Genomic DNA, 21,508 nt, shown 5'->3' with positions numbered 1-21,508 from the left:
CGTTTTGCATTATTAAAGAAGAGGCATTATTGAAATAACAAAAAGAGGCCCTCGAAAGGGCCTTTTAATCGTATTCAATAACAACAGTTTTATTTTTGGCGTTTTCGAGAAATTGTATAGTTTCTTTAACTAATTCAACTAATTCTTTTTTAAAACCGTCTGAAGTATCTAGTTTGCTTACATCAAAACTTTTCATTTGGTTTATTGTTAATTGTACATCTTCAATTACCCAAGGTGAGTCATTATACCATCCTTCTTGATAAAAGTACTCTTTGATTATTCCTTCTTTTTTAATGTTGGTATCTAATAAAGAATTTAATAAAGTCTCAAAGTATCCATTCCAAATCACGACTTTGTTTTCTCCATCAGATAAGACAATTTCAGGTTCACCCTCAAATCCATCATAAAATTTTGTATGTAACAATTCAATCAATCCTCCTTTAGGGAAAATCCCTCCCTAAAATCAACTTTATGAATCAAGATAGAAGTCGCTTGCGTTATGGACTGCCCGAAAAAGGAGTAAACTTGGAAGTGAAGCAGGTAAGCTTGGATAAAAAGAAAAAATGATCTATCGTCACTTTCGGGCCGAAACGCTTGCATCCTTTATTATGATAGCTATCGAACTGCAAGTGCTGTTCAGCGCCGGAGAATCCATTTTTTTTGCTAAACAAGACGCCGGATATGATTGCGGGACGGCAGCGGGCGATTTTAGTGAACGAAAGAGAAAGATTGATAGAACAACAAAAAGAAATTGAAGAATATGAAGATGTTATTTTAACAAAAGAAAGAGGACTGGCATTATCAGCAAAAAACAAATGCCATTCACGAGGCTTTTTTCAGCTCAAAACAATGGAAGGAAGCATCCGTCATCGCCCTTACGATCTCGAGAAAGCCCGAGGTGGCGACAAAGCCGATCATTGAGCGGGCCTGGAAAGAAGGGAAGACGGTTTGCATTCCGAAATGTCTGCCGGAAACAAGTGACATGCATTTCCGCCGCTTTCAAGACGAAAGCGAATTGGAAGTCGTTTACTTCGGTTTGCAGGAACCGATTGTACATAAAACCGAGCAGCTTGCGCCCGAAGACATCGATTTTATTCTAGTTCCGGGGATATGCTTTGATCCGCGGGGGTACAGAATCGGCTATGGAGGAGGATATTATGACAGGTATTTGGCCGGATTTACAAAAGAGACGGCTTCTCTCGCATTCCACTGTCAGATCATCGACAAGGTTCCCCATGAGGCACACGACATCCCTGTCAGTCAAATTTTCACGGAAAAAACGACTCTCATTTGTCAGTGAAGTCTCCTGAATAAATATAAAAAATTGAGACACGATACGGTTATAGGAGGGATCATATGAGAAAAGTTACGTTTATTCTATTAGGCACGCTTGCCGCTCTCATTCTTTTTCAAAACCGCTATCGTGTAATCAATGTCATTCATGGCCAAAACCGGATCCGCCATTATTTTATCCACTGGATCATGAGGATTCCGTTTGTTCGTAATAAATTTATCCAGCAGGCTTTCTAAACCCCGTTTTGAATAACGGGGTTTTTTAAAGGGGCAATCAGACGTGTTTCCTGATATAATGGACAAAAATAATGATGGAGCGTCTAAAGATGTATTCAGTTGATTATATGTACTGGAATTTAATCGGTAATCTTTAGACGCTCCATCCTTATTTGTCACCCTCTCGCCAGGCCGCATACAGTCACTCGTGTGATCTGATCTTCAATCAGCAACAGTTTAAACATGGACCTCACCGCGCTTTTCTTTTTTATGTCAAGTGTATAGCAAATTGTTTTCACATGCTACAGAGAAGGGACAGAATCAAAAAAAGCTGCTCCCCCAAAGGGAACAGCTCAATCTTATAAACTCCCGCCATTCGTTTCAATCACATTCTTATACCAGTAAAAGCTCTTCTTCTTCGTTCTCTTCAGCGTCCCTTTTCCTTCATTGTCCCGGTCGACATAAATATAGCCGTAGCGTTTTTTCATTTCCGCAGTGGAGGCGCTGACCAGGTCGATCGGACCCCATGATGTGTAGCCGATGAGGTCGACGCCGTCTGCGATCGCTTCCCTTACTTCTTTTAGATGATCGCGCAAATAATTGATTCTGTAATCATCCTGGATCGAGCCATCCTCTTCGACGACATCGACTGCGCCCAGTCCATTTTCAACAATGAAGAGCGGCTTTTGATAACGGTCATACAGGGTGTTCAAGGTAATCCGCAGCCCTTTGGGGTCAATCTGCCAGCCCCATTCAGATGACTCTAGGTATGGATTTTTGACGCCGCCAAGCAACGTAAAAGACCAGCTTATTTAAAGCCGGTCTTTTTTTGCTTTAAATTAAGAAAGCATTTGGCTGATCTATGTTTTCCAGTAAGCTTTCTATATTGTAAAGACGAAAGGACAATCCAAGGGGAATATCCCCAGCCTGGTGAAAAGGAGGTTAAATATATGAAGTGAAATATGAAAAGCGGCAATAAGGAACGAAGCTTAAATGGACCGGATAAATAATATAGGCCGGAAGAACAATCTATGCTGAATACATAGCAAGCGATAAAGTGGTGAAGATATACTCCAAAGTAAACTAAGCTGAAACACTGGGATTGTCAGTATTCAAAAGGTTGATCTCCGAAATGTCGCTAAAACATCAATTTAAGGAAATAAAATGTGTTTGTCAAAACAAGAATCACGGACATTCCGGCAAATTTGTTCCGCGGCATTGAAAGAGCTGAAGGCAGATTAAATCAATAAAAGCAGCAATGATTTTTACATCCCGTGGAAAAACGCTTAATATTGAGCTCAAGGATATTGAAAGAGAAAGACATGGCTGCTTATACCAAACGGGATTAAGGCCGTCTAAAACAATCATCAGGAATATAAATTTGCGGTCGCAAAAAGACAGGAATTTCTGAAGCATTTGAAGAACCTGTTATAAGAGCCTATACGTCCATACATAGAAAAAGGATGGCGTTAAAATTATGCTGTTTGATTTGTGAAGAGGTTGAACAGCCGGCCTTCTATCAACTATATCATTGAAACGGTTTTCGTATTGAGAAAAAAACTGAAAATAAAATTTTTTTAATATAGCCTTTACAAATGGGTGTGTTCCCATATATAATAGTCCTTGTCAGATCGAGAGTTGATCGAAAAACGGCGCGGAGGATTAGCTCAGCTGGGAGAGCATCTGCCTTACAAGCAGAGGGTCGGCGGTTCGAGCCCGTCATCCTCCACCATTCATATTGAATGGGCCGGTGTAGCTCAATTGGTAGAGCAACTGAATCGTAATCAGTAGGTTGGGGGTTCAAGTCCTCTTGCCGGCACCATCAATTTATGATATAATATAAAAGTTGCTGAAAAGAAGAAAATCAACGGCTTTTATCTAAGAATGTCTTAGAGCCATTAGCTCAGTTGGTAGAGCATCTGACTTTTAATCAGAGGGTCGAAGGTTCGAGTCCTTCATGGCTCACCATTTTTATGCGGATGTGGCGGAATTGGCAGACGCGCTAGAATCAGGCTCTAGTGTCTTTACAGACGTGGGGGTTCGAGTCCCTTCATCCGCATCGCCAATTATATTATGCGGAAGTAGTTCAGTGGTAGAACACCACCTTGCCAAGGTGGGGGTCGCGGGTTCGAATCCCGTCTTCCGCTTCAACCATCCGATCCAGGTTGGTGGAATTGGCAGACACACAGGATATGCGCCCGTAGCTCAATTGGATAGAGCGTTTGACTACGGATCAAAAGGTTAGGGGTTCGACTCCTCTCGGGCGCGCCATTATAACAACGGGAAGTAGCTCAGCTTGGTAGAGCACATGGTTTGGGACCATGGGGTCGCAGGTTCGAATCCTGTCTTCCCGATTCTTTTTGGGGCCTTAGCTCAGCTGGGAGAGCGCCTGCTTTGCACGCAGGAGGTCAGCGGTTCGATCCCGCTAGGCTCCACTTTGTTATCTCTATATTCATATTGATCATGGCGGCGTAGCTCAGCTGGCTAGAGCGTACGGTTCATACCCGTGAGGTCGGGGGTTCGATCCCCTCCGCCGCTATTAAAGGACCTTTAGCTCAGTTGGTTAGAGCAGACGGCTCATAACCGTCCGGTCGTAGGTTCGAGTCCTACAAGGTCCACCATTTATTACGGAGGAATACCCAAGTCTGGCTGAAGGGATCGGTCTTGAAAACCGACAGGGGTGTCAAAGCCCGCGGGGGTTCGAATCCCTCTTCCTCCGCCATACATATTTTATCGCCGCGGGGTGGAGCAGTTCGGTAGCTCGTCGGGCTCATAACCCGAAGGTCGCAGGTTCAAATCCTGCCCCCGCAACCAAATTTAAATTCATTGCCAAAATGGTCCGGTAGTTCAGTTGGTTAGAATGCCTGCCTGTCACGCAGGAGGTCGCGGGTTCGAGTCCCGTCCGGACCGCCATTTAAAAAGGCTCGGTAGCTCAGTTGGTAGAGCAACGGACTGAAAATCCGTGTGTCGGCGGTTCGATTCCGTCCCGAGCCACCTTGTTAACAATTATATATTGCGGCGGTTGTGGCGAAGTGGTTAACGCACCAGATTGTGGCTCTGGCATTCGTGGGTTCGATTCCCATCAATCGCCCCATGCGAAATGCGGGTGTAGTTTAGTGGTAAAACCTCAGCCTTCCAAGCTGATGTCGTGGGTTCGATTCCCATCACCCGCTCCATTTGCATATCATGGGCCTGTAGCTCAGCTGGTTAGAGCGCACGCCTGATAAGCGTGAGGTCGATGGTTCGAGTCCATTCAGGCCCACCATGATTCCACAGTAGCTCAGTGGTAGAGCTATCGGCTGTTAACCGATCGGTCGCAGGTTCGAATCCTGCCTGTGGAGCCATCTGGAGAAGTACTCAAGTGGCTGAAGAGGCGCCCCTGCTAAGGGTGTAGGTCGCGTAAGCGGCGCGAGGGTTCAAATCCCTCCTTCTCCGCCATTTTCAATAAGGCCCGTTGGTCAAGTGGTTAAGACACCGCCCTTTCACGGCGGTAACACGGGTTCGAATCCCGTACGGGTCATCATCACTTGAAACCCCTGCATCTTTTTGATGCAGGGGTTTTTAATATGTGCTGCAATTCGAAGTCATTGTTGAATTTTGTCAATAAAAAGAAGCGCTTTCACAAAAAGGAAACAGCCATTTTCTGCGAATAAATGAGTAATCTTTAAATATAGTGGCAGAAAGGAGTGACGCGTCTGAGCGCCGCAGAATTTGAAATGCACCTGTTTCATGAGGGCCGCCTTTTCGAAGGCTACAGGCTGTTTGGCGCTCATCAGGCAGAGCAGGACGGCCAAAAGGGCTTCAGGTTCTGCGTTTGGGCTCCTCATGCCAAAGAAGTTCGAATCGTGGGGACGTTTAACGACTGGGTCGGTTTGGCGCATCGAATGGAAAGGGTGAACCGGCAAGGAGTATGGGAATTGTTTATACCCGGGCTTGAAGAAGGGGAGCTTTACAAATATGAAATCATCACGGCGGCAAATGAATCAAAGCTGAAATGCGATCCTTACGCATTTCTTTCTGAAGTCAGACCGAAGACCGCATCTGTTACTTACCGATTTCCGGAGTTCGCATGGAATGATCATCAATGGCGGAAGAAGAAAAGGCGGAAACCAGTTTATGAAAAACCGGTTTCCATCTATGAACTTCACTTTGGTTCGTGGAAAAAGAAAGCCGATGGGAGCTTTTTTACGTATCGGGAAATGAGCGACATGATCATCCCTTATGTGAAAGAGCATGGATTTACGCATATTGAGCTGATGCCGCTGACGGAACACCCTTTGGACCGTTCATGGGGTTATCAGACAACGGGATATTACAGTCCGACGAGCAGATATGGAAAACCGCATGATCTCATGTATTTTATCGATCAAGCCCATCAGCATGACATCGGCGTCATTCTCGATTGGGTCCCCGGCCATTTCTGCAAGGATGAGCACGGCTTGTATTTATTCGACGGTCTGCCTCTATATGAATATATCCATGAGCATGACAGGGAAAACCGGGAATGGGGGACCGCGAATTTTGACCTCGGAAAGCGGGAAGTTCACAGTTTTTTAATATCCAATGCGTTGTATTGGATCGAGATGTATCATATAGATGGTTTTCGAGTCGATGCTGTTGCAAACCTCCTGTATTGGCCAAACCGCCCTCAGCCTGAAGCCAACCGCTATGCGATCGAATTGATCCAAACCTTGAATGAACAGGTTTTTGCCAAAGATCCGCACTTTTTGATGATGGCTGAGGATTCCACAGACTGGCCGAAGGTAACGCATCCGACATATGAAGGCGGTCTCGGATTCAACTATAAGTGGAATATGGGTTGGATGAATGACATTTTAACCTATATGGAAGCTTCTCCAGAACAAAGAAAGCATCTGCATCATCTTGTTTCTTTCTCCTTAATGTACGCCTACTCTGAAAATTACATCCTGCCGTTTTCCCATGATGAAGTGGTTTACGGCAAAAGGTCTTTGCTTCATAAAATGCCGGGCGATTATTGGCAAAAGTTCGCTCAATACCGCCTGCTGATCGGATTTTTCATTGCCCACCCCGGAAAAAAGCTTCTCTTTATGGGCGGTGAGTTCGCCCAATTTGATGAATGGAAGGATGATGGACAGCTTGATTGGTTTTTAGACGGCTTTGACATGCATCAAAAGGCGAGGAACTTCGCCAAAGATGCTTTTCACATCTATAAAAAAAGCAGGGTTCTTTATGAAAATGATCATCGTCCGGAAGGTTTTGAATGGATTGATGTCCATAATGCCGAACAATCGGTGGTCTCTTTTATCCGCTACGGAAAAAAGCCGAATGAAGCGCTGATTGCCGTTTGCAATTTTACACCCGCCGCCTACCACGGATATCGGATCGGCGTCCCTTTTCAAACGGAGTACGTTGAAATTTTAAACAGTGATCATCAAGCCTACGGCGGTTCACATCAAATCAACAGAAGGGCTCTTCAGGCACAAAAAAACGGCCTGCACGGCAAGCCATACTGTATCAGCATGACTGTCCCTCCGCTTGGGATCTCGATTCTCAGGGCGGTCAAAAAGAGAGGGGGAAAAAGAGATGAAAGAACGGTGTGTGGCCATGCTTTTGGCGGGCGGCAAAGGAAGCAGGCTGAGTGATTTGACTAAGCATGTGGCAAAACCTGCCGTTCCATTTGGCGGGAAATACAGAATCATCGATTTTGCCCTCAGCAACTGTGCAAATTCCGGCATTCATCATGTCGGTGTCCTGACTCAATATCAGCCGCTTTTATTGAACTCATATATCGGTATAGGCGAAACATGGGATCTGAACCGGAATAACGGCGGAGTCGCCATTTTATCCCCTTATGCCGAAGCATCTGAAGTCAAGTGGTATAAAGGGACGGCGAGCGCCATATACGAAAACCGCCACTTTTTAAAAGAGCGCCAGCCTGACCATGTATTGATCTTATCCGGGGATCACATCTACAAAATGGATTACGGAAAGATGCTTGAGTACCATATTGAAAAAGAGGCGGATGCCAGCATTGCTGTCATTGAGGTCAATTGGGCTGAGGCCGGACGTTTCGGCATTCTTCACACAAACGACCGGCTGGATATCACATCTTTTGAGGAAAAGCCGAAATATCCGAAAAGCAATTTGGCTTCGATGGGCGTCTATATTTTTAAATGGAGTGTGCTTGAAGAAGCGTTGGAAAAAGATGAGATCAATCCTGATTCAAGCCATGATTTCGGCAAGGATATCATTCCCGCCCTGCTTCAGGAAGAAAAGAAGCTGAGCGCTTATCCGTTTCAAGGCTACTGGAAGGATGTCGGGACGGTCGAGAGTTTGTGGCAGGCCAACATGGATCTGCTTGGAGACAATCCTGCGCTCGATTTGTTTGAACGGAACTGGCGCATTTACTCGGTTGCGCCCAACCTTCCGCCCCAGTTTATCGCCGATCAGGCGGATGTCAAAGAATCGCTCATCAGTGAAGGCTGCGCCGTTTATGGAGCAGTCCGCCGCTCGGTTATTTTTCAAGGGGTCAAGATCGGCCGGCATTCCAAAGTGGAACATTCGGTCATTATGCATGACGCGGAAATCGGAGACCATGTTGAAATAAAAAATGCGATTGTTCCGGCAGGGGTGAGGATTCCTGACGGTTTTCGCGCAAGCTGTAAAAGTGGCGGGGTTCTGCTTATCACCGAGGACTATATAGAAAATCATAAAGTTGTCTAATCAACTGGGAGAGGCGGATGATGCCAATGAATAAACAAATGCTGGGAATGATTGACACCGCTTTTAACCAGCGGTCTCTTCAGGATTTAACGGCCTGCCGTTCCATCGGAGCCGTCCCGTTTGCCGGGAGATACCGGCTGATCGATTTTATCCTTTCATCCATGGTCAATTCCGGAATTCGGAGTGTTGCGGTATTTTCAAAGCCTCCGTACCGTTCGTTGATGGATCATTTGGGATCTGGGAAAGAGTGGGATCTGCACCGGAAAAAAGACGGTTTGTTTTTTCTGCCTTCTTCACTTCCCCATGACGATAAGGCCGGGCTTGGCTCGTTTCCGATGTTTTTCGAGCATCTCGATTATTTAGAAAGAAGCAGCCAGCAATTTGCCGTCATCACAAACAGCTATACAGTCTGTCAAATTCCTTTTGAACATGTATTGAAAAGGCATCTGGAATCCGGCTGTGATCTGACTGAAATTTGCCAGGAGGGAAAGCCTCTTGATATGTATGTCATCGCCAAAAAACGATTGAAAGAATTGATTGAGGGCCATCGGGAAACAGGGCTGAACTCGTTTGCAGAAGCTGTCAATAAAGAGCGGGAATCACTTTCAGTCAGCCGGTATGAGCATTCGGGATATACCGCTGTTATCGATACGCCGGACAACTATTTGTTGCACAGCCTGAAACTGATTGATCCCGCGTGTTGGCGGCAGGTTTTTCATATGGATCGCCCCGTTTTTACAAAAATGAAAAATGAACCTCCAGTGAAGTATTCGAAAACCGGCAGTGTGAAGCAATCGATCATTGCAGACGGCTGTGTTATTGAAGGGGAAGTCGAGAATTCCATCCTGTTCCGGGGGGTTTATGTCGGCAAAGGAACAAAAATTAAAAACAGCATCATTATGCAAAAAACACAGATTGGCGAAGGTTGCCGCTTAGAAAATGTCATCTGTGACAAAGACGTCAAAATCGGCCAGCGTATCGAAATGTCGGGGACTTTGGACCTTCCGTTCGTTTTGAAAAAAGGAGCTGTGCAAGGAGCGCTGATGAACTCTTGAAGATCATATCCGCTGTGTCAGAGTGTGCGCCGTTTGTGAAATCCGGGGGGCTCGCCGATGTAGCCGGAGCGCTGCCGAAGGAGCTTTCCCTTTTAGGGATTGAGACGGCCGTGATCATGCCCAAATACAGTTTGATTGCCGAAGGCTTCAGAAAAAGGATGGCCAAAATCGCCGAGTGCGAGGTTTCCGTCGGCTGGCGCAGGCAGTATTGCGGCATCGAAGTTTTGGAGCATGACGGCGTGTCTTATTATTTTATAGACAATGAATATTACTTTAAGCGGGATACACTTTACGGTCATGATGATGACGGGGAGCGGTTCGCCTTTTTTTCGCGAGCCGTTTTAGAAGCTTTGTACACGCTTGATATGGCTGTTGATGTGATTCATACCCATGATTGGCATGCGGCCATGATCAATTATTTATTAAAAGAAGACTACGGAAAAAGGCCTTTTTATCAAAACATGAAAACCGTTTTTACAATTCATAATCTCCAATTTCAAGGAATTTTTCCGAAGGAGGCCGTCAGCGATCTGCTCGGCCTTGATTTTTCCCATTTTACCCCAGAAACGCTTGAGTTTTATGGGAATGTCAATTACATGAAAGGGGGGATTATTGCGGCGGATCAAGTGACAACGGTCAGTCCGACATATCGCGATGAAATCCTCACACCTTATTACGGCGAGCGGCTTGAAGGCGTCCTCTCCGAAAGGCGGCATGTCCTCACAGGCATTTTAAATGGAATTGATGAATCCGTTTATGATCCATTGTACGATCCGGACATCGATTATCATTATGACGCGGAAAATCGCGCAGGTAAACGGAAAAACAAAGCCGTGTTACAGCAGATGATGGGTCTCCCTGAAAGGGAGGACATTCCGGTTGTCGGCATGGTCACAAGGCTCACGAAGCAAAAAGGCATTGATTTGATCAAAAGGGTTTTGCATGAACTGTTTGAAGAGGAAGAGATGCAGCTGATCGTTTTAGGATCGGGAGAAACGGAATTTGAAAACTATTTCCGTTATATGGAGTATGCTTATCCGGAGCAGTGCAGGGCGCACATCGGCTTCAGCGAACAGCGGAGCCGCAAGATTTATGCCGGGAGCGATCTGTTTTTAATGCCTTCGAAATTCGAACCTTGCGGACTGGGGCAGCTGATCGCCCTCAAATATGGAGCGGTTCCGATCGTCAGGGAAACAGGCGGCCTTAATGACACCGTTTCGGCCTTCCAGGAGAAAACCGGAGAAGGAAACGGGTTTACGTTTGCCCATTTTAATGCACATGATATGAAGCACACGATCAAACGGGCGCTTTTCTTTTATCGGCAAAAAGGCGTGTGGAACGGTATCGTTCAAAAAGGGATGACCCAGGATGTGAGCTGGGCCGAATCAGCCCGGCGGTATCAGCGGATATTCGACCGGGTGATAAAGGGGGATGCGTCATGTTCACGTGCAAAGACAGCTTTAAACAATGCTTTTTAAAGCGGGTTGAAAGGTTGTGCGGGAAAAGCTTCCGCGATTCGTCAAAGCTCGATCAGTACCAGACGCTGAGCATGATGGTCAGGGAATACATCAGTTCTGATTGGATCGGGACGAATGAAAAGAGCCGTACCAATCAAAACAAGCAAACATACTACTTATCGATTGAATTTCTGCTGGGCCGTCTGCTCGGCCAAAATCTGCTTAACCTCGGCGTCCGCGGTGTTGTTGAAAGAGGGCTTTCCGATCTGGGCATTTCCCTTGATGAGATCGAAGAGACCGAAATGGACGCGGGGCTCGGTAACGGAGGTTTGGGCCGTCTTGCGGCCTGCTTTCTGGATTCGCTGGCATCGCTGGACCTTCCCGGGCACGGAATGGGCATTCGCTACAAGCACGGCTTCTTTGAACAAAAAATCGTTGACGGCCATCAGGTCGAGCTTCCGGAGCAGTGGCTAAAGCACGGGTATGTCTGGGAAATCCGCAATGCCGATCAAGCGGTCTGCGTTTATTTCGGCGGTGAGGTCAAGATGACAGAGGAAGGCGGCCGTCTGCGTTTTTGGAATGAAAATGCTGATGTGATAACCGCCGTGCCCCATGATATTCCCGTCATCGGCTATGAGACAAAGACGGTCAACACGCTCAGGCTGTGGAACGCCGAGCCTTGCACTCTTCATCAGGAAACAAACATCTTGAAGTACAAGCGGGAAACAGAAGCCATAACGGAATGTTTATATCCGGATGACACACATGATGAGGGAAAAATGCTCCGGCTGAAACAGCAGTATTTTTTAGTGTCTGCCAGTCTGCAAAGCATTGTGAAAAGCTATAAAAAAAACCATCGGTCGCTATGCGGCCTCCACAAAAAAGTCTCGATCCACATTAATGACACACACCCCGCTTTAGCTGTACCGGAGCTGATGAGAATTTTGCTGGATGAAGAACGCATGACCTGGGAAGAAGCTTGGCATGTAACGGTACATACGATTTCATATACGAACCATACGACGCTGGCCGAGGCGCTTGAAAAGTGGCGGATTGATTTATTTAAACCGCTTCTCCCGAGGATTTTTATGATCATTGAGGAGATCAATGAACGCTTTTGCAGCTGGCTTTGGGAAAAATACCCGGGAGACTGGGAGCGGATCGAAAAGCTGGCCATTATCGCCCGCGGAGAAGTGAAAATGGCGCATCTCGCGATTGTCGGAAGCTATAGTGTAAACGGTGTGGCCAACATTCATACCGCGATCTTAAAAGAGCGTGAGATGAACGGTTTTTATCATGTTTTTCCATATAAATTCAACAATAAAACAAATGGCATTTCACACAGAAGGTGGCTTTTAAAAGCAAATCCGCAGCTGTCGGATCTCATAACCGAAGCGATAGGAGACCGGTGGATCAAACATCCTGAAAGCCTGTATAATCTTTTGCCGTTTGCCCATGACACCGCTTTTATTGAGGCGTTTCAAAAAGTGAAAAGGGAACGAAAACAGATTCTCGCAAGATTCATTAAAAATGCGACGGGATTTGCCGTTCATCCGGACAGCATCTTCGATGTTCAGGTCAAGCGGCTGCATGCCTATAAACGGCAGCTTTTGAATGTGCTTCATATCATGTATCTTTACAACAGGCTGAAGGATGATTCAAGCTTTTCCATATACCCGCAAACGTTTATTTTCGGGGCGAAAGCGTCGCCTGCTTATCATTACGCCAAAAAGATCATTAAGCTGATTCATTCTGTCGCCGATAAAATCAATCATGATCCTGAAGTCAGACAGTCATTGAGGGTCATCTTCTTAGAAAATTACCGGGTCTCATTAGCTGAGCGGATTTTTCCTGCCTCAGACGTCAGCGAACAAATCTCAGCGGCAAGCAAAGAAGCTTCGGGAACAGGGAACATGAAATTCATGATTAACGGGGCCTTGACAATCGGCACGCATGATGGCGCCAATATTGAAATACTGGAACGGGTGGGTTCTGATTGTATTTATACGTTTGGTTTAAAGGCGGATGAAGTGCTCGGCTACGGTGAAAAGGGCGGATACCGGCCGCGGGAATACTATCAGCACGATGCAAGAATCAGGCAGGCCGCTGATCAGCTCATCAACGGATTTTTTGAAGGGGAGAGAGACGAGTTTGAAGAAATCTACGATTCCCTGCTTGCTTATCATGATGAATATTTTGTTTTAAAGGATTTTGCTTCCTATATTGAAGCGCAGGAAAACATCCAGAGCGATTACCGGAAAGAAAGGCTCTGGGCTGAAAAAGCTGTGACGAATATCGCCCATGCCGGCTATTTCTCAAGCGATCGTACGATAAAGGAATACGCCGGAGAGATTTGGGGCATTAAACCGCATCACCGCTAATGCAAAATGCTAAGCCCCAAAGATCCGGGGCTTAGTCATCCTCTGTATACGGCTCTTTTTCCGCTGGAGGAAGGTCTCCGAATGAGGTCATGATCCCTTCTTCATCAAGGAGATCTTCATACTGTTCATGTTCTTTTGTCGGATAGACGGTGATTTCTTTTCCTGTAATATCTGTTGCGGCATAGTTTTCATAATCTTCGACATTTCCGACAGGCTCTTCATATTCCATGTACATTTGGCCGTAGGACAGCGGCGGAACAGCCAAATCCTGCGGAGTATCGGAGTTTCCGTAACGTTCGACCTCCTGATAGGCGTCTTCTGAATCGTATGCGACATTTTCATCCTCTTCATCAAGTTCAAAATTGCCGAACGGAGGATTCAGCACCTCTTCTTCAATCGGACGGTCTTTTGAGACAGAGACTGTTGAGGAATGTTCGCTGCACGTTGTCGCCGTAGGCAGCACGTTCAGCCTTTCATAAGGAATATCCTTTCCGCACACTTCACAGCGGCCGTATTCCCCTTTTTCGATCAGTTCCAGCGCGTGCTCGATATCGTGCAAATGCTCCCTTTCATGTTCATAAAGGGCCAGGTCTTTTCCCCGTTCATACAGCTCTGTTCCCTCATCACCGGGGTGATTGTCGTAAGCGGACAGCTCTCCGGTTGAATTGTAAGGATATGCGTCATCCATGCCAAAATGGTCGCTGTCTTTAAACCGGGTGATAATCTGTTCTTTTCCGGCTTCAAGTTCATTTTTCAATCTTTCCAATTGTCCTTTGGTTAGCACGTATATCGCCTCATTTCTAAAAAGTGCTGCCTTTTTAGTATGAGCGAATTTAAACAGAACTTTCATTGTAAAAAAAGCAAAAAAAAAGCCTATAAAAGGCTCTTTTTAGAAAAGATATTCAATGGCCAGGGCGAGTGCCAGCAGAAGGCCAAAAAATGTGTTTGTCTGCGCTGTTGATTTCATGGCGACCATCAAATCGGCCGGTTTTTCTTTCACCTTGAATTCCTTAATCGCTTTGATCGGCTTTGGCAGGCTTAACAGAACGAGACAGCTCCAGAACGAAATGATCCCGAACACGATGTACAGTCCGATTAATAAATAAGAAACAATGAATACCCAGCTTAAAATCTGTACGGCATTTTTTCTTCCCGCCAAAATCGGCAGCGTTTTTCTTCCGTTTTCCTTATCACCGACCAAATCGCGAATATTGTTGGACAGGTTGATTCCTCCGACCAAAATCGTAATCGGCAGTGAAATCAGAAACACGCTCCAAGTGAGTCCGCCTGTCTGGATATAGTAGGAAATGAGGATGATGCCCATACCCATAAAGAGGCCTGACATGATTTCGCCGAACGGTGTATATGAGATCGGAAGCGGACCGCCTGTATAAAGATAGCCGACGGCCATGCAAATCAATCCGATGAGCGCCAGCCACCAGCTTGAAGAAACACATATATAGACCCCGAGCAAAACGGCTGCCAGAAAAAGGCCGTAGGCCAGATATAATACCGTTTTTGGCTTCATTCCGTAGCGGACGATGGCGCCCCCGATGCCGACCGATTTTTCATTATCGAGCCCGCGGACATAATCGAAATATTCATTAAACAAATTCGTTCCGATTTGAATTAATATGGAGGCGAAAAGCATAGCTAAAAACAGCCATATATCAATCCGCCCTGCTTCTAGAGACATCACCGTCCCGAGTGTGACAGGGACAAACGCGGCTGTCAGTGTATGCGGTCTTGTTAACATCCACCATACGCGCCATTTTTCTGGCTTTATTTCAGAAACACTCCCTGAAAGTGATTGATGCTGCATAAAGTTTGACTCCTTTAGTTTTAATACGTACACGTCCATACTAAGTTTAGAAAAAGTTAAAAAAGGTGTCAATATAATGGGTTGAAAAAAGCGTTCGGGTCATCTGCAAAAAATAAAAAACGCCTCGTCTTTTTCAAACGGACGATAACGTTTATAATAGTAAGGGCATCTGTTTCAGAAAGTGTCGTTTTGTTGACACACATCGTACACAGGTGTATGGTTATAAAAGCATTTTACGCATGTTGGAGGAATGTATCATGGTGACAGCAGTGCAGCGCACATTCCTGCGGGAAGCGCCTGAAGCAATAAATGCAGTCAAAAAAGTCAACCATGCTGTTTTAATAAGTTATTCCAGTAAAATAGAAGACATCAATGCCCTTTCCTTTTTTAAAAATGGAGAAGAGAAGTATGCCGGTAAACGGTTTTTGTGGTCTGACCCCGACGGAGGCTTGACGCTTGTCGGCTGGGGAAAAGAAATCACGATTTCCACCGACCGAAAGGATGCCGGCCGCTTTCGGGATATTCATGAAAAATGGGAGCGCTTAAAAGAGACATCGTATCATTTCCATGAGGGTGAAAGACGAAATCAAACGGCAGTAGGACCGCTTTTGTTCGGCGGTTTTTCTTTCGATCCCCTGGAAAAACGGGAACGACATTGGAACGGCTACGGGGAAGGCGCTTTTTTTATCCCTTCCGTCATGCTGACGCAAACCGGAGAGGAAACATTCCTAACCATTAATAAATGGAAATATCCAGAAGAAGATATCCAGTCTGTCCTTGACTGTGCCAAAAACGCCGTTTCACAGCTCTTCAATCAAAAAGTTCTTAAAGTTGCTGAGAAACGGCAGTCTTTGTGTAAAGGAAAGAAAGAGCTTCACCTTCAAGAATGGCTCGGAGCGGTAAATCAGGCGACAGAGGACATTAAAAAAGGAAATTATGATAAGGTCGTACTGGCAAGAGACATTGTCTTGACATTTGACCGGCCTGTTCAGCTTGATCAAGTTCTGACCAATCTGATGTCTGAACAGCAAACCAGCTATATTTTCGCCATTGAGGAAAACGGCAAAAGTTTTGTCGGGGCGACGCCTGAACGGCTGATTAAAAAAGAGGCCGACAAGGTGCTGTCCACCTGCCTTGCGGGATCGACCAGAAGAGGCGAAAGCGAAGAGGAAGACCGAAGGATCGGTCTTGAGCTGTTGAATGATGAGAAAAATTTAATTGAACACGATATTGTCGTTAACATGATCTACAAAGCATTTTTATCAAACTGCACCAATGTCAAAAAACCGGCCAAGCCCGGATTATACAAAACTAAAAATGTACAGCACTTATACACGCCTGTTGTCGGCAAAATGAATGAGGAAGCATCCTTGTTTGATCTGATCAGACAGCTCCATCCCACACCGGCTCTCGGAGGAGCGCCGCAGCAAAAAGCGGTTGAGGTCATCAGGGAAATTGAACCGATGTCACGGGGATGGTACGCCGCTCCAGCCGGATGGGTTGATATGGGAGGCAATGGTGAGTTTGCGGTTGCGATACGATCAGGTTTGATTGAATCGAAAGAAGCCAGGCTTTTTGCAGGCTGCGGGATTGTCGCCGATTCCGATGCCGCACTGGAATATGAAGAAACGCAGATGAAACTGAAGCCGATGCTGTCTGCTCTTGGAGGCGAAATTCGTTGACTGAAAATCCGATTACAAAATATATAGGAAACTTTATCGATGAGCTTTCATTAGCAGGCGTGACAGAAGCGGTCGTCTGTCCGGGGTCAAGATCGACACCGCTCGCGATTTTGGCGGCCGCTCATCCGGACATCAACGTCCATGTTCATGTTGATGAACGGTCAGCCGGGTTTTTCGCTCTGGGAATGGCAAAGGCGAAACGGAAACCCGTCACTTTGATCTGCACATCCGGGACGGCAGCGGCGAATTTTTACCCGGCGGTTGTTGAAGCTCATTACGCAAGAGTCCCGCTTATCGTCTTAACGGCTGATCGGCCGCATGAGCTGCGCGAAGTAGGAGCGCCCCAAGCGATTGATCAGCAATTCTTATTCGGCAACTTTGTTAAATATTTCACAGACTCGGCTCTGCCTGATATCCATCCCGATATGCTGGCATATATTCGTTCATTGGCAGGGCGCGCCGCCGCTGAAGCGGTGAAAGCGCCGTTTGGGCCGGTGCACATTAATTTTCCTTTGAGAGAGCCGTTGATGCCGAATCTCGATGATGAACCGTTCACAAGAGCGAAAGGCAGCCGTCACGTATCTGCTGTAAGCGGGCGTGCCTCAGCTGACCAACACGAGCTCAAAGCGCTAAGCGAATTCATCAGCGGGACTGAAAAAGGCGTGATTGTTTGCGGAGAGCTTCCACATGCCGAAGCCATCCCGCATATTCTTTCCCTTTCAAAGGCTTTGGGATATCCGATTTTGGCCGATCCGCTTTCAAACTTAAGGAACGGCAGCTATTCGAAGGAGACGGTCATCGATGCGTACGACTCGCTTTTAAAAGACGAAGGAATGAAAGGGACTCTCAGGCCAAAGCTTGTCATCCGCTTCGGGCCGATGCCGGTTTCAAAGCCGCTGTTTCAGCTTTTAAAGCAAAATCCCGAAATCGTGCAAATCGTCGTTGATCCTGATGGCGGCTGGCGCGATCCGACACAGCAAGGCGCGCATATGGTACAGGCTGAGGAACGGGAATTTGCCGCTTTTGTAGAGGCTTCGGTTTCCGAAGAAAGGCCGGGCGGCTGGCTTGAGCAATGGCAGTTCGCCAACAGACGGTTCCGCCATCACTTAAGAAATCTTGAAGCTGAGGATCTTACATTTGAAGGAAATGTTTACCGACATCTTCAGCATTACATTCCGGAAAACAGTTCTTTATTTGTCGGCAACAGCATGCCGATTCGCGATGTTGATACGTTTTTCGAAAACCAGGACCGGTCTTTTTCGATTTTTGCCAACAGGGGGGCCAATGGAATCGACGGAGTGGTATCGACCGCACTCGGCATATATGCCGCTACAAAAGAGCCGGTGACACTCATCATCGGAGATTTGTCTTTTTATCACGATTTGAACGGCCTCTTGGTCACGAAAACGCTCGGCATACCGCTGACTGTCGTCCTCGTCAATAATGACGGAGGAGGGATTTTCTCATTTCTGCCCCAGTCTGCAGAAGAGACCTATTTCGAGCAATTGTTCGGAACGCCGACAGGACTTGAATTTGAGCATGCCGCCAGGCTGTATGGGGGACGCTATCATTGTCCCGAGTCTCCCGCCCATTTTAAAGACGCCTACTTGTCAGCCGTCGACCGCCCAGGGCTCGACATTATTGAGGTGAAAACAAAGCGTGATGACCGCGTGCCGCATCATCGCCGGATGCTGGATGCGGCTCTTGATCAAATGAAAGAAGAGTGGCCGTTTTGAAATTGACATTACATGACGGTGTCTGTTATGAAATAGAAGACAGCGGCCTGCCTGAGGAAAAAACAGCGGTTTTTCTGCACGGCTTTACCGGCAGTGTGAAAACATGGGATGAAATCGACAATTATATGCGAGGCATCAGGCTCATCAAGATCGATTTGCTTGGGCACGGCAAAACCGATTCACCTAGAGAGGCAAGCCGCTACACAACGGAAAAGCAAGTCGCTGATCTTGAGGAAATCTTTGATCGACTGGGGTTGAAGCAAGTTTTTTTGATCGGCTATTCAATGGGTGGAAGGCTTGCGTTATCCTTTTCAATGATCCATCCCGACCGCGTCGCAGGTTTGGTATTGGAAAGCAGCTCGCCTGGACTGCAGACAGCGTCTGAAAGAGAGAAACGAAGGGAACAGGACGGCCGGCTCAGCCGGAGGGTGATCGATGAAGGAATCGAGTCTTTTGTGACATACTGGGAAAGGATTCCTCTGTTTGCTTCCCAGCGGTCATTAGATTTTTCCAAAAGGAACAAAATCCGTATAGAGCGGCTGAACAACAATCCGCTCGGGATTGCCGGCAGCTTAATCGGCATGGGAACCGGGGCACAGCCTTCCTGGTGGGAAAGGCTCGGCGAACTCGATTTTCCGGTTCTGCTCATCGCCGGCGGCCTTGATCAAAAGTTTGTCGCGATCAATCAGGAGATGGAGCGGCGCATCCCAAACAGCCGCCTCATCGTTTGTGAGCGGGCAGGCCATGCGATTCATGTGGAAGAGCCCGGTTTTTTTGGTAAAATGGTAAGTGAATTTATTTTATGAGGAGGTCGTGTTCCATGACTGTAGAATGGAAAAGCGAACGTCAATACGAAGATATTTTATATGAAACATATAACGGTATTGCAAAAATCACGATCAACAGGCCTGAAGTACATAACGCATTTCGACCGAAGACCGTTTCAGAGCTGATCGATGCATTTGCTTATGCAAGGGATGATGCTGACATCGGTGTGATCGTCCTTGCCGGTGCGGGAGATAAGGCGTTCTGTTCAGGCGGAGACCAAAAGGTCAGAGGCCATGGAGGTTATGTCGGAGAAGACGAAATCCCGCGTTTGAACGTGCTTGATCTGCAGCGTTTGATCCGTGTGATACCGAAGCCCGTCGTTGCGATGGTCTCAGGCTATGCGATCGGCGGCGGCCACGTGCTTCACATCGTATGCGACTTGACAATTGCCGCGGACAACGCCATTTTCGGACAAACAGGCCCGAAAGTAGGCAGCTTTGACGCCGGATACGGTTCAGGCTATTTGGCGCGCATCGTCGGCCATAAAAAAGCCCGTGAAATCTGGTATCTGTGCCGTCAATACAATGCTCAGGAAGCAAAGGAAATGGGTCTGGTCAATACGGTTGTTCCGCTTGAGAAGCTTGAAGAGGAAACGATCAAATGGTGTGAAGAAATGCTTGAGAAAAGCCCGACGGCACTCAGATTTCTTAAAGCTGCGTTCAACGCAGACACCGACGGACTGGCGGGCATTCAGCAATTTGCCGGAGATGCCACACTCCTCTACTACACAACAGATGAAGCAAAAGAAGGCCGCGATGCGTTTAAAGAAAAACGCCGTCCAGACTTTGGGCAGTTCCCGCGTTTTCCGTAAAAACAGAACATTGAAGAAACAGCTTAGTGCGACTGAGCTGTTTTCTTTTATCCACCAGAAATACGTCTTGGAGATGATGATATGCTAATGGACCAGCCGAATTGGCTTAAACAGCGCGCAGAACTCTCACCCGACAGGCTGGCTGTCATTCAGGGCAACCGGCAGCTCACCTTTATGGAATTGCATCAAGAAGCGGCAAAAATGGCTGCTCAGCTCAAAAGCTGTTCAATCGGAAAAGGGGATACAGCCGCGATGCTGCTGACAAACCGGATTGAAATGGTCATCGCCCTTCACGCCTGTATTTTTCTCGGCACCCGAATCGTTTTGCTGAATACGAAGCTGTCAAAAGCGGAAAGAATGTATCAGCTCGAACATTCCGAGGCAAAGCTTTTGATTACGGAACAGCCTTTTGCAAAAGAGCACAAGGAGAATGCTTCTTTCCGCACAGTTGACATTGATGAACTACAAAGCATACAGGCCGGTCCCCTTTTAACAGCAGCGGAGATTCGTTTGGACGATCCGGCCACCATCATGTACACATCGGGTACGACAGGACGGCCGAAAGGTGTGATGCAAACATTCGCCAACCATTATTTCAGCGCCGTTTCATCAGCCTTGAATCTCGGACTCTCGGAGAATGACCGCTGGCTGATCGCTTTGCCGCTGTTTCACATCAGCGGATTATCGGCTTTATTTAAATCTGTGATCTATGGAATGACTGTTGTGCTTCATCAAAAATTTGCCGCAGAAGATGTTCTGCATTCGATTAACCAGCATCGGGTGACGATCATATCGGTCGTTCAGACGATGCTTTCCCGCCTTGCAGCCTGTGTAGAAAGCTGTCCGGAATCGCTGAGATGCCTTTTGCTGGGAGGAGGGCCTGCACCGTTTGCTTTGCTTGAAGAATGCAAAAGCAAACAGATGCCTGTCGTTCAATCGTACGGAATGACGGAAACGTGTTCGCAAATCGCGACGCTCGCTCCCGAATACAGCATCTTGAAGCTTGGCTCAGCAGGAAAACCGTTGTTTGCTTCAAGCATCAGAATCGAAAAAAACGGTGCACAATGCCGGGCGGGGGAACACGGGGATATCATCGTCAAAGGCCCGACTGTGATGAAAGGCTATTTAAAAAATGAAGCGGCAAATGAAGCATCTTTCAAGGAAGGCTGGTTTAAAACTGGCGACATCGGGTATCTTGACGATGACGGATTTTTATATGTTCTCGACAGACGTTCGGACTTAATCATTTCAGGAGGGGAAAATATTTACCCCGCCGAAGTTGAAGCGGTTCTTCTTGCACATCCTTCCGTTTTGGAAGCAGGGGTCAGAGGAGCCGATGACGAGACATGGGGGAAAGTTCCTCACGCTTACCTCGTCGTGAATGAGCCTGTCGATGAACAGGAACTGCTCCGTTTTTGCAAGGAGAGACTCGCTTCATATAAAGTGCCGAAGGCTTTTCATTTTATCGACCGATTGCCGCGCAATGCTTCAAATAAATTGATGAGACATAAATTGTAGAAGG

16 protein-coding genes, 20 tRNA genes and 2 pseudogenes are annotated in these 21,508 nt (G+C 46.9%); 34 read left to right on the top strand and 4 right to left on the bottom strand.

All coding sequences use genetic code 11. The features are described from left to right. Positions 1–64: 64 nt before the first annotated feature. Positions 65–424, bottom strand: coding sequence for a hypothetical protein (locus tag M654_RS18930; protein WP_026586114.1), 360 nt, complete (start codon positions 422–424; stop codon positions 65–67). A 145-nt stretch (positions 425–569) separates the two neighbouring features. Here M654_RS18930 and M654_RS18925 point away from each other — a divergent pair. The 4 genes and pseudogenes from M654_RS18925 to M654_RS23650 form a co-directional block, all read left to right on the top strand. After that, positions 570–690 (top strand): annotated as a pseudogene (locus tag M654_RS18925) (transporter); the annotation flags it as partial. A gap of 21 nt (positions 691–711) precedes the next feature. Next, entirely contained in the window at positions 712–921 is a 210-nt protein-coding gene (locus tag M654_RS18920; RefSeq protein ID WP_163170538.1) for a hypothetical protein, read from the top strand. Next, entirely contained in the window at positions 821–1,300 is a 480-nt protein-coding gene (locus tag M654_RS18915; RefSeq protein WP_163170582.1) for a 5-formyltetrahydrofolate cyclo-ligase, read from the top strand. Before M654_RS18920 ends, M654_RS18915 begins: the two co-directional genes overlap by 101 nt. Positions 1,301–1,356: 56 nt before the next feature. After that, positions 1,357–1,530, top strand: a complete 174-nt coding sequence (locus M654_RS23650) for a hypothetical protein (RefSeq protein ID WP_201278480.1) — start codon at positions 1,357–1,359, stop codon at positions 1,528–1,530. 338 nt (positions 1,531–1,868) lie between these two features. Here the strand turns inward: M654_RS23650 and M654_RS18910 are convergent. Then, positions 1,869–2,303: pseudogene (locus tag M654_RS18910) on the bottom strand (family 1 glycosylhydrolase); the annotation flags it as partial. Between the two features lie 862 nt (positions 2,304–3,165). On the opposite strand from M654_RS18910, the gene M654_RS18905 reads away from it, so the two are divergent. The 25 genes from M654_RS18905 to M654_RS18785 all read left to right on the top strand — a co-directional run bounded on the left by M654_RS18905 (position 3,166) and on the right by M654_RS18785 (position 13,107). After that, positions 3,166–3,241: transfer RNA gene (locus tag M654_RS18905), tRNA-Val, on the top strand. A gap of 14 nt (positions 3,242–3,255) precedes the next feature. After that, positions 3,256–3,331, top strand: a tRNA-Thr gene (locus tag M654_RS18900). Between the two features lie 70 nt (positions 3,332–3,401). Continuing rightward, positions 3,402–3,477, top strand: a tRNA-Lys gene (locus M654_RS18895). A 7-nt stretch (positions 3,478–3,484) separates the two neighbouring features. Beyond that, positions 3,485–3,568, top strand: a tRNA-Leu gene (locus M654_RS18890). Positions 3,569–3,584: 16 nt separating this feature from the next. Further along, positions 3,585–3,656, top strand: a tRNA-Gly gene (locus tag M654_RS18885). Positions 3,657–3,703: 47 nt separating this feature from the next. After that, positions 3,704–3,780 (top strand) — tRNA-Arg (locus tag M654_RS18880). A gap of 9 nt (positions 3,781–3,789) precedes the next feature. Beyond that, positions 3,790–3,863 (top strand) — tRNA-Pro (locus M654_RS18875). Between the two features lie 8 nt (positions 3,864–3,871). Next, positions 3,872–3,944, top strand: a tRNA-Ala gene (locus tag M654_RS18870). Between the two features lie 30 nt (positions 3,945–3,974). Beyond that, positions 3,975–4,048 (top strand) — tRNA-Met (locus tag M654_RS18865). A gap of 5 nt (positions 4,049–4,053) precedes the next feature. Beyond that, positions 4,054–4,130, top strand: a tRNA-Ile gene (locus M654_RS18860). 8 nt (positions 4,131–4,138) lie between these two features. Then, positions 4,139–4,231, top strand: a tRNA-Ser gene (locus M654_RS18855). Positions 4,232–4,246: 15 nt separating this feature from the next. After that, a tRNA-Met gene (locus tag M654_RS18850) sits at positions 4,247–4,323 on the top strand. A 22-nt stretch (positions 4,324–4,345) separates the two neighbouring features. Continuing rightward, positions 4,346–4,422, top strand: a tRNA-Asp gene (locus tag M654_RS18845). An 8-nt stretch (positions 4,423–4,430) separates the two neighbouring features. Further along, a tRNA-Phe gene (locus M654_RS18840) sits at positions 4,431–4,503 on the top strand. A 24-nt stretch (positions 4,504–4,527) separates the two neighbouring features. Continuing rightward, a tRNA-His gene (locus tag M654_RS18835) sits at positions 4,528–4,603 on the top strand. A gap of 8 nt (positions 4,604–4,611) precedes the next feature. Beyond that, positions 4,612–4,685: transfer RNA gene (locus M654_RS18830), tRNA-Gly, on the top strand. Positions 4,686–4,697: 12 nt separating this feature from the next. Further along, positions 4,698–4,774 (top strand) — tRNA-Ile (locus tag M654_RS18825). 4 nt (positions 4,775–4,778) lie between these two features. Beyond that, positions 4,779–4,853 (top strand) — tRNA-Asn (locus tag M654_RS18820). 3 nt (positions 4,854–4,856) lie between these two features. Continuing rightward, positions 4,857–4,947 (top strand) — tRNA-Ser (locus M654_RS18815). 10 nt (positions 4,948–4,957) lie between these two features. Next, a tRNA-Glu gene (locus tag M654_RS18810) sits at positions 4,958–5,029 on the top strand. Positions 5,030–5,225: 196 nt separating this feature from the next. After that, complete coding sequence (gene glgB, locus M654_RS18805; RefSeq protein WP_035428399.1) at positions 5,226–7,133, top strand: 1,4-alpha-glucan branching enzyme; 1,908 nt, start codon at positions 5,226–5,228, stop codon at positions 7,131–7,133. After that, positions 7,075–8,214 carry a glucose-1-phosphate adenylyltransferase gene (locus tag M654_RS18800; RefSeq protein ID WP_026588400.1) on the top strand — a complete coding sequence of 380 codons (1,140 nt, stop codon included), beginning with the start codon at positions 7,075–7,077 and terminating at the stop codon, positions 8,212–8,214. Before glgB ends, M654_RS18800 begins: the two co-directional genes overlap by 59 nt. A gap of 26 nt (positions 8,215–8,240) precedes the next feature. Next, the gene (locus tag M654_RS18795) at positions 8,241–9,269 is read left to right on the top strand and encodes a GlgC family sugar phosphate nucleotidyltransferase (protein WP_026588399.1); all 1,029 of its coding nucleotides are present in this window, start codon (positions 8,241–8,243) and stop codon (positions 9,267–9,269) included. Then, positions 9,266–10,747 carry a glycogen synthase GlgA gene (gene glgA / locus M654_RS18790; protein WP_051290398.1) on the top strand — a complete coding sequence of 494 codons (1,482 nt, stop codon included), beginning with the start codon at positions 9,266–9,268 and terminating at the stop codon, positions 10,745–10,747. The genes M654_RS18795 and glgA overlap by 4 nt, the downstream gene beginning before the upstream one ends. Further along, on the top strand, positions 10,708–13,107 hold the full coding sequence (locus M654_RS18785; protein ID WP_026588398.1) for a glycogen/starch/alpha-glucan phosphorylase: 2,400 nt from the start codon (positions 10,708–10,710) through the stop codon (positions 13,105–13,107). The genes glgA and M654_RS18785 overlap by 40 nt, the downstream gene beginning before the upstream one ends. A gap of 31 nt (positions 13,108–13,138) precedes the next feature. Here M654_RS18785 and M654_RS18780 read toward each other — a convergent pair whose 3' ends face one another. Further along, complete coding sequence (locus M654_RS18780; protein ID WP_026588397.1) at positions 13,139–13,891, bottom strand: TraR/DksA C4-type zinc finger protein; 753 nt, start codon at positions 13,889–13,891, stop codon at positions 13,139–13,141. 105 nt (positions 13,892–13,996) lie between these two features. Beyond that, positions 13,997–14,929, bottom strand: coding sequence for a 1,4-dihydroxy-2-naphthoate polyprenyltransferase (locus M654_RS18775; RefSeq protein WP_026588396.1), 933 nt, complete (start codon positions 14,927–14,929; stop codon positions 13,997–13,999). A gap of 257 nt (positions 14,930–15,186) precedes the next feature. On the opposite strand from M654_RS18775, the gene M654_RS18770 reads away from it, so the two are divergent. The 5 genes from M654_RS18770 (at position 15,187) to M654_RS18750 (ending at position 21,504) form a co-directional block, all read left to right on the top strand. Beyond that, positions 15,187–16,611 carry an isochorismate synthase gene (locus M654_RS18770; RefSeq protein WP_026588395.1) on the top strand — a complete coding sequence of 475 codons (1,425 nt, stop codon included), beginning with the start codon at positions 15,187–15,189 and terminating at the stop codon, positions 16,609–16,611. Beyond that, positions 16,608–18,347: a 2-succinyl-5-enolpyruvyl-6-hydroxy-3-cyclohexene-1-carboxylic-acid synthase gene (gene menD / locus M654_RS18765; protein ID WP_026588394.1), complete on the top strand. Its 1,740-nt coding sequence runs from the start codon at positions 16,608–16,610 to the stop codon at positions 18,345–18,347. Before M654_RS18770 ends, menD begins: the two co-directional genes overlap by 4 nt. Beyond that, entirely contained in the window at positions 18,335–19,153 is an 819-nt protein-coding gene (gene menH / locus M654_RS18760) for a 2-succinyl-6-hydroxy-2,4-cyclohexadiene-1-carboxylate synthase (RefSeq protein WP_026588393.1), read from the top strand. Before menD ends, menH begins: the two co-directional genes overlap by 13 nt. Before the next feature lie 14 nt (positions 19,154–19,167). Further along, positions 19,168–19,986 carry a 1,4-dihydroxy-2-naphthoyl-CoA synthase gene (menB, locus tag M654_RS18755; protein ID WP_026588392.1) on the top strand — a complete coding sequence of 273 codons (819 nt, stop codon included), beginning with the start codon at positions 19,168–19,170 and terminating at the stop codon, positions 19,984–19,986. Between the two features lie 81 nt (positions 19,987–20,067). Then, the gene (locus tag M654_RS18750; RefSeq protein WP_026588391.1) at positions 20,068–21,504 is read left to right on the top strand and encodes an o-succinylbenzoate--CoA ligase; all 1,437 of its coding nucleotides are present in this window, start codon (positions 20,068–20,070) and stop codon (positions 21,502–21,504) included. Positions 21,505–21,508 lie beyond the last annotated feature (4 nt).

It is taken from the genome of Bacillus sp. NSP9.1 (assembly GCF_000465465.2).
GTDB classification, from domain to species: domain Bacteria; phylum Bacillota; class Bacilli; order Bacillales; family Bacillaceae; genus Bacillus; species Bacillus sonorensis_A.
The sequence above is the reverse complement of the archived record's forward strand: the minus strand, read 5'-3'. Positions and strand labels throughout refer to the sequence as shown.

What these genes read in the sequence shown, in the direction of transcription:
- M654_RS18800 (WP_026588400.1), top strand. Translation starts at nt 7,075, where the DNA reads ATGAAAGAACGGTGTGTGGCCATGCTTTTGGCGGGCGGCAAAGGAAGC.
- M654_RS18770 (WP_026588395.1), top strand. Translation starts at nt 15,187, where the DNA reads ATGGTGACAGCAGTGCAGCGCACATTCCTGCGGGAAGCGCCTGAAGCA.
- menB (WP_026588392.1), top strand. Translation starts at nt 19,168, where the DNA reads ATGACTGTAGAATGGAAAAGCGAACGTCAATACGAAGATATTTTATAT.
- M654_RS18795 (WP_026588399.1), top strand. Translation starts at nt 8,241, where the DNA reads ATGAATAAACAAATGCTGGGAATGATTGACACCGCTTTTAACCAGCGG.
- M654_RS18750 (WP_026588391.1), top strand. Translation starts at nt 20,068, where the DNA reads ATGCTAATGGACCAGCCGAATTGGCTTAAACAGCGCGCAGAACTCTCA.
- M654_RS18785 (WP_026588398.1), top strand. Translation starts at nt 10,708, where the DNA reads ATGTTCACGTGCAAAGACAGCTTTAAACAATGCTTTTTAAAGCGGGTT.
- glgB (WP_035428399.1), top strand. Translation starts at nt 5,226, where the DNA reads ATGCACCTGTTTCATGAGGGCCGCCTTTTCGAAGGCTACAGGCTGTTT.
- M654_RS23650 (WP_201278480.1), top strand. Translation starts at nt 1,357, where the DNA reads ATGAGAAAAGTTACGTTTATTCTATTAGGCACGCTTGCCGCTCTCATT.
- M654_RS18775 (WP_026588396.1), bottom strand. Translation starts at nt 14,929, where the DNA reads ATGCAGCATCAATCACTTTCAGGGAGTGTTTCTGAAATAAAGCCAGAA.